This window comes from Halopseudomonas pelagia CL-AP6, assembly GCF_000410875.1.
GTDB lineage: Bacteria > Pseudomonadota > Gammaproteobacteria > Pseudomonadales > Pseudomonadaceae > Halopseudomonas > Halopseudomonas pelagia.
In genome coordinates, this window is sequence record NZ_AROI01000010.1 from 167,303 (window position 1) to 174,590 (window position 7,288).

The window sequence follows — 7,288 nt, forward strand, 5'->3', positions numbered from 1 at the left end:
GCGGCGCCAGGCGTGCTGGGGAGCAGCTCCAATTATCGTGCGCGCGATGATTCAGTTGGTGGATGCCTGCACGTTCAATCCTGCAGCCAGCGTTGATAGAACGCCAGCTCGTGCTCCAGCACGCTGCGCAGTGTCTGCGCGGCGCGAAAGCCATGACGTTCATCGGCAAAGGTAAGGCATTCGACCGGGACGCCGTGGGTTTGCAACGCCGCAACCATGCGCTCGGTCTGATCAGGCAAAACCACCCCGTCCTGTAGGCCCTGGAAGAAAATAACCGGGGTGGTGATCTCAGCAGCCCGTTCCAGCGGGGAGCGCGCAAGGTAGCGCTCGGGATCGCAGGCAGGGTCGCCGATCAGCCAGTCGATGTAATCGGCTTCAAACTTGTGGGTATTGGCACGCAGCCTTAACGGATCGCTTACCCCATACAGGCTGGCCGCCGCCCGAAAGCGGCCACCGGCTGCAACCAGGCTACACAGCGTGGTATAGCCACCCGCACTGGAGCCACGGATAAATACCTTTGCAGCATCCACACGCCCTGCAGCAACCAAGTTATCAATGGCCGCCAGCACATCCTCAACATCGATCACGCCCCACTGCCCCTGCAGACGCTGGCGGTAGGCGCGGCCGAACCCCACACTGCCGCGATAGTTCAGGTCTGCAACGGCGAAACCGCGCTGGGTCCAGTACTGTATCCGGTTATCAAGTACCGCATAGGTGGCCGACGTGGGACCGCCATGGGTGAAGATAAGCAATGGCGGCAGAGTCTCGGGTGAAGCGTGAATGCAGTTGCACGGAGGGTAGAAATACCCATGTGCGATGTCACCGCCTCCACTCATATAAAGTAATCTCTGCGGTTGCGATACTTCCTCTGCCGGCAAGGCTGCAGGGACTTCTCGTATAATCTGCAGCGCATGTGTGTGCAGATCAATACGCACTATTGCTGCGCTGCACAGGGCCGAGCCGGCGACACAGAACAACCAGCGCCCGTTGCTCGCCAGTGAGCGGAAACGCTGATAACCGTGTGCTAGCCGACGCTCTTCGGCACTGGTGTTATGCCGCAAGGCCAGATGCCCGTAGCCGCCCTCCAGCCAGCTGAGCGCCAACCAGCCATTGGCTAAACCGAGAACATGTCGTGGGTTCAACTGCCAGGGCGCTGGGGCGTGATCTGCCGTCTGGCTGGGCACAGACTCCAATCCGCCGTCGGCGAGCACGCGCCAAGGCAACCAGTACCCACTGCGATCAGTCAGGCACAACAATTCCCCCGAAGAGTCGAATTGCGGCTGCTGAAAGGCTTCGGGCAGAAACGCCTCGGGCTGACTTACCTCGGGCTGCGCAGATGGAATCGATTTTTTACTGACGATCTGCCCCCGATCATTCACCACAGCCGACATGAGCCGGGTCTGCGTCCAGGGCAAATGCGGTCGGTCCCACTCGATCCAGGCCAGGTGCAGACCGTCCGGACTGAGGCAGGGGCTGTTGTAGAAATCAGCCCCCTCAGTGATCACGTCACGCTCACCGGCGTAACTGATCGCCACCAACCGATGCTCAACTGCCGTTGCCGTGTGGCACTCCTCCAGCGCAATCAGGCGATCACGCAAGGGATCGTTCAGCAGTGCGCCGTAGCGGCAATCGCCGCGCTGAGTCAGCGCTCGGCAGTCTAGATCGTGCAGACCCTGCACGTAGATCTGCTGATCGTCTTCGTTGACAAAGCACAGGAAGCCAGAGGCAAGACACAATGCACCACCACCGTATTCGTAGACGCGGCTGCGAGCGCTATAACCCGGCGGGGTCAGGCAGCGCTGGCCGGCTTCTGTCCACTCATGAATCAGACTACGACCGTCCTCAGGATGAAACTCGACCCACAGCAGACGCTGCTCGTCGCAGACCAGATCAGCATAATCGCTCGCTGCTGCGACCGCCTGCGCCGCGTCCAGAGAGCTGGTCCAGAATCCAGGCTGTTCAGCCTTTGCAGATGATTCGCGAGGTACGTTCATTACGAAACGTCAGTGCCTCTATGGGGGGCTGGGGCAGTTCTGCCTCGGCACGAGCAGCCAGAATCTTGTCGTGGTGCGGCGACTTGCTGCACACCGGGTCCGCCTGGGTGGCGTCTCCGGTAAGCATATACGCCTGACACCGGCAGCCGCCAAAATCCTTTTCTTTTTCATCACAGGAGCGGCAGGGTTCGCTCATCCACTCGTAACCGCGGAAACGGTTGAAGCCAAATGAGTCGTACCAGATGTGCGACAGACTGTGTGCGGTGACATTCGGGAAGGTTACCGGCAGTTGCCGCGCGCTATGGCAGGGTAACGCTGTCCCATCTGGAGTGATACTCAGAAAAATATTGCCCCAGCCGTTCATACAACCCTTGGGACGCTCTTCATAGTAGTCGGGGGTCACCAGAATCAGTTTGCAGGGGTGGTCTTCGGCAGCCAGTTTAAGCCGGTAGCGCTGCGTGACGGCTTCAGCGTGGTCCAGTTGCGCCTTGGTGGGGAGCAGACCAGCCCGGTTCAGGTGCGCCCAGCCGTAATACTGACAGGTCGCCAACTCGACAAAATCGGCTTCCAGCGCCAGACAGAGTTCGATGATCTTTTCGATCTCGTCGATATTGTGCCGGTGCGTGACGAAGTTCAGCACCATGGGGTATCCGGCCGCTTTCACCGCGCGAGCCATCGCCAGCTTTTGTTCGAAGGCCTTGCGCGAACCGGCAAGCATGTTGTTTATCTCCGCGTCGGACGCCTGGAAGCTGATCTGGATGTGATCGAGCCCCGCTTGCTTGAACGCATTGATCTTTTGCTCGGTCAGCCCCATACCCGAGGTAATCAGATTGGTATAGAACCCCAGCTCGCGGGCCGCCTCGATCAACTCGATCAGGTCCTCGCGCACCAATGGTTCGCCACCGGAGAAGCCAAGCTGGGCCGCACCCAGCGCCCGAGCCTGGGTGAAGACGTCTATCCACTGGGCCGTCGTCAGCTCATCCTTGTGATTGGCGAACTCCAGCGGGTTGGAACAATAGGGGCATTGCAGCGGACAGCGATAAGTCAGCTCGGCCAGCAGCCACAACGGTGGCCCCTGCTCCGGCGTCAGCGGGCTGTCAGCAGATTTTGATCCAGTGTTGAGCATTGGCCACCTCGATAAAGGCGAGGATATCTTCATCCAAGCCTGGAACATTCGGAAACCGACCGGACAGGCTGTCGATGATGTCGTCAATCGGCCGCTCGCCATCGATCAGCAGCAGCACCTGAGCGGCACTGTCATTCAGTTTAACCATACCCTCGGGGTACAGCAGAACGTGGCTGTTCTGGATCGGCTCCCATTGCAGCCGGAACCCGGGACGCAGTATTGGCACTTGGTGCCGCTGGAAGGCGATCACAGGTCTATTCCCCGATGCCAAACGGCCTGATTGGTGACCGTGTGGTAGGGTGCGCGGCCCAATTCGTAGGCCATGCTCATGGCATCCAGCATACTCCAGAGTATATCCAGCTTGAACTGCAGGATATCGAGCATGCGCTGCTGGGCAGCATAGGTCTGGTAGTGGCTGAGCGTGATGCGCAAGCCATGCTCGACGTCGCGGCGCGCCTCGCTCATGCGCTTGCGGAAATACTCGTAGCCGCGACTGTCGATCCACGGATAATGCGCCGGCCAGCTATCCAGACGTGACTGATGAATCTGCGGTGCAAAGAGCTCGGTCAGGGACGAGCTGGCAGCCTCCTGCCAGCTCGCCCTGCGGGCAAAATTGACGTACGCATCGACCGCAAAGCGCACACCCGGCAAGACCCGTTCCTGCGACAGCAATACTTCGCGCTGCAACCCTACCGCCTCGCCCAGTCGCAACCAGGCTTCGATGCCGCCCTGCCCGTCCTGCTCGCCATCGTGATCAATAATCCGTTGCATCCATTCGCGACGGGTGGCCGGGTCGTTGCAGTTGGCCAGAATCGCCGCGTCCTTCAGCGGAATATTGATCTGGTAGTAGAAGCGATTGGCGACCCAGCCCTGAATCTGCTCGCGACTGGCCGTGCCGTTGTACATGGCAACATGGTAGGGATGATGAATATGATAATAAGCTCCCTTGGCCCGCAGGGCCTGCTCGAAAGCGTCGGCGTTCATTGGTTCGGGCTGCAAGATAAACTCCTCAAAGCGTGATGTGCATGCCGTCAAAGGCGACTTCGATGCCGTGCCGGGTGAGTTCGGCGCGCTCGGGCGAATCCTCATTCAGGATTGGATTGGTATTGTTGATGTGAATCAGGATCTTGCGGGAGGCATGCTGCTCATCCAGTAACGCCATCATCCCGTCGGCGCCGCTCTGCTGCAGATGGCCCATCTCGCTGCCGAGTTTGTCGCCGACACCGGCGAAGGCCATCTCGTCATCGCGCCACAGAGTGCCGTCCACCAGCAGGCAGTGGGCGTCAGCCATCAGCGCTTTGACCTGAGCATCCGGCTGCCCCAACCCCGGCGCGTAGAACAGCACCCCACCGGTATTCAGATCGCGCACCAGCAGCCCGATGTTGTCGCCGGGATGGGGATTGTTGCGATGCGGCGAATAAGGCGGCGCTGCGCTGCGTAAAGCGATGGCGGTAAAGCGCAGAGCGGGACAAACGGGAATGCTGAATTCCCCTGCCAGCGGGATCGGGTTCCAGCGCAGCCCGCCATGCCAATGCTCAAGCATCTTGAATAGCGGGAATCCGCTGCTGAGGTCCTCGTGCACCATGTCGGTACACCATACCTGGTGCGGACAGCCCTCGCGCAGGGTCAATAGGCCGGTGACATGGTCGATCTGGCTATCCATCAGCACGATGGCGCCAATGGCGGTATCGCGCACTGAGCGCGCGGGCTGCAGCACCGGGCAGCTCTCGAGCTGGGCGCGGATGTCCGGCGAGGCGTTACACAGGATCCAGTTGACGCCGTCGTCGGACAGCGCGATAGAAGACTGGGTGCGCGGCTTGGCGCGCAGGGTGCCCTTGCGCAACCCGTCGCAGTTATTGCAGTTGCAGTTCCATTGCGGAAAACCGCCTCCTGCTGCCGAACCTAGTATCTGAATATGCATTGGTTTTCCTGGTGTTCACCGAATCGGCTTAATCAAGGAAACACCCCGGCAAGCCGGGGTGCCGACCGCTCAACGATTAGCAAAGTACATGGTGACTTCAAAGCCGATACGCAGATCGGTAAAGCTCGGTTTAGTCCACATAGGTCGATCCTCTTGTTTTACGAATAGGTCATGTCGGTCAAAGCCGACAACCTCAGTTAACCACCCGACTGCCACCCCAAGAATGGTACTTTGGAACTAGTTTCGGCCCGATTTGGTAGGGCTTGAGGCTCCTTGGTTGCCGTTCGGTGAGCTACCGATAGGGCATAAAAAAACGCGGCCGAAGCCGCGCAATGATCCAGAACATCAATACAAAACCCTGTCCGTTGTAACCAGACAGAGCGCGCCGCCTGGGAGGAGCGGTCCCGGGCGGACGCAACCGGGCCTTAGAAGAAGCCCAGCGGATTAGCGTCATAGCTGACCAGCAGGTTCTTGGTCTGCTGGTAGCTATCGAGCATCATCTTGTGCGTTTCGCGCCCAACACCCGACTGTTTGTAGCCGCCGAAAGCCGCGTGCGCCGGATACAAGTGATAGCAGTTGGTCCATACCCGGCCAGCCTGAATGGCCCGGCCCATGCGGTAGGCACGGTTAGTATCCCGGGTCCAGAGACCTGCACCAAGACCAAATTCGCTGTCGTTGGCAATCGCCAGTGCTTCGGCTTCGTCCTTGAAGGTCGTGACGCTGACCACCGGACCGAATATCTCTTCCTGGAAGATGCGCATCTTGTTGTGGCCCTTGAGCAGGGTCGGCTGGATGTAATAGCCGTTATTGATGCTGTCTTCGAGCTTCTCTGCGCTGCCGCCAATCAGGAACTCTGCACCCTCCTGACGAGCGATCTCCATATAAGACAGGATCTTGTCGAACTGCTGTTCGGATGCCTGAGCGCCGACCATGGTCTCGGTGTCGAGCGGATTGCCACGCTTGATGCTTTGGGTACGCTTGATCGCCATGGCGATGAAGTCGTCATACATGCTTTCTTGTATCAGCGCTCTTGACGGGCAGGTACAGACTTCGCCCTGGTTGAAGAACGCCAGGACCAGGCCTTCGACTGCCTTGCTGATAAAGGATTCTTCCGCCTGCATGATGTCGGCAAAGAAGATGTTCGGCGACTTGCCACCGAGTTCCACCGTACAGGGAATAATATTCTCTGCAGCGGCATGCATGATGTGCCTGCCAACTGGTGTGGAGCCCGTGAAGGCAATCTTGGCGATGCGTTTGCTGGTAGCCAGTGCTTCGCCGGCTTCACGGCCGTAACCATTGACTACGTTAAGAACGCCTGGCGGCAAAAGGTCGCCGATGATTTCCATCAGTACCAGGATGCTCAACGGGGTCTGCTCCGCTGGCTTGAGCACGATGCAGTTACCGGCTGCCAGCGCTGGCGCGAGCTTCCAGGCCGCCATCAGCAGCGGAAAATTCCAGGGAATGATCTGGCCAACCACGCCCAGTGGTTCATGGAAATGATAGGCGGTGGTGTGTTCGTCGATTTCTGCCAGCGAACCTTCCTGGGCGCGAATACAGCCAGCGAAGTAACGGAAATGGTCGGCGGCGAGCGGAATATCGGCGTTCAGAGTTTCACGCACGGCCTTGCCGTTATCCCAGGTCTCGCTAACAGCCAGCTTTTCCAGATTCTGCTCAATGCGATCGGCTATCTGCAGCAGAATGTTGCCACGGGCCTGTACCGACGTCTTGCCCCAGGCCGCTTTGGCGGCGTGGGCGGCATCCAGGGCTTTTTCGATATCATCGGATGTGGACCGGGGAATTTCACAGATAGGGCCGCCGGTTACGGGTGAGACATTGGTAAAGTACTGGCCTTTAACGGGGGCGACGAACTCACCGTTGATAAAGTTACCGTAGCGCTCCTTGAAAGAGACGACGGAGCCTTGAGCTCCTGGATTTGAATAGATCATATTATTACCCTCTGCGCGTTGCCTGACCCCTCACGAGCCAAGTCATGGAACGATACTAATTACAGCAGAGGGTCGCCGGAAATGCCTCCTTGGCAGGGTGATGTTCGTTATTTAGTACTACAAAAATCGATCTCACTCCGGCGGGATTCGCATCAGCTGATCCTATAGCCGTAAATGACGCAATCGGGCAGGCAGCGGGGTTACTCCCGCTGTCCTCACACATAGCCACCACCTGCGCAACTTCCTGCGCACATATCCCCTTGATCTGATTGACCTTTCGCTCAATCCAGCCGGCCCATTT

Annotated in this window: 8 protein-coding genes; all 8 read right to left on the minus strand. The window is 58.7% G+C overall.

Annotated elements, in window-relative coordinates; genetic code table 11:
• Nucleotides 1–74: 74 nt before the first annotated feature.
• Complete coding sequence (locus K787_RS0110560; protein WP_022962776.1) at nt 75–1,994, minus strand: alpha/beta hydrolase family protein; 1,920 nt, start codon at nt 1,992–1,994, stop codon at nt 75–77.
• Nucleotides 1,960–3,120 (minus strand): pyrroloquinoline quinone biosynthesis protein PqqE, encoded by a 1,161-nt coding sequence (gene pqqE, locus K787_RS0110565; protein ID WP_022962777.1) that lies wholly within the window; start codon nt 3,118–3,120, stop codon nt 1,960–1,962. The genes K787_RS0110560 and pqqE overlap by 35 nt, the downstream gene beginning before the upstream one ends.
• A complete protein-coding gene (gene pqqD, locus K787_RS0110570; protein WP_022962778.1) occupies nt 3,092–3,370 on the minus strand; it encodes a pyrroloquinoline quinone biosynthesis peptide chaperone PqqD in 279 nt (92 codons plus the stop codon). The genes pqqE and pqqD overlap by 29 nt, the downstream gene beginning before the upstream one ends.
• Nucleotides 3,367–4,104 carry a pyrroloquinoline-quinone synthase PqqC gene (pqqC, locus tag K787_RS0110575; protein WP_022962779.1) on the minus strand — a complete coding sequence of 246 codons (738 nt, stop codon included), beginning with the start codon at nt 4,102–4,104 and terminating at the stop codon, nt 3,367–3,369. Before pqqC ends, pqqD begins: the two co-directional genes overlap by 4 nt.
• A gap of 25 nt (nt 4,105–4,129) precedes the next feature.
• Complete coding sequence (pqqB, locus tag K787_RS0110580; protein ID WP_022962780.1) at nt 4,130–5,041, minus strand: pyrroloquinoline quinone biosynthesis protein PqqB; 912 nt, start codon at nt 5,039–5,041, stop codon at nt 4,130–4,132.
• 69 nt (nt 5,042–5,110) lie between these two features.
• Complete coding sequence (gene pqqA, locus K787_RS24710; protein WP_081941331.1) at nt 5,111–5,182, minus strand: pyrroloquinoline quinone precursor peptide PqqA; 72 nt, start codon at nt 5,180–5,182, stop codon at nt 5,111–5,113.
• 284 nt (nt 5,183–5,466) lie between these two features.
• Entirely contained in the window at nt 5,467–6,987 is a 1,521-nt protein-coding gene (gene exaC / locus K787_RS0110585; RefSeq protein ID WP_022962781.1) for an acetaldehyde dehydrogenase ExaC, read from the minus strand.
• 55 nt (nt 6,988–7,042) lie between these two features.
• Nucleotides 7,043–7,288 (minus strand): hypothetical protein (locus K787_RS25520; RefSeq protein WP_028614837.1); only part of this gene is annotated, 246 nt, incomplete at its 5' end.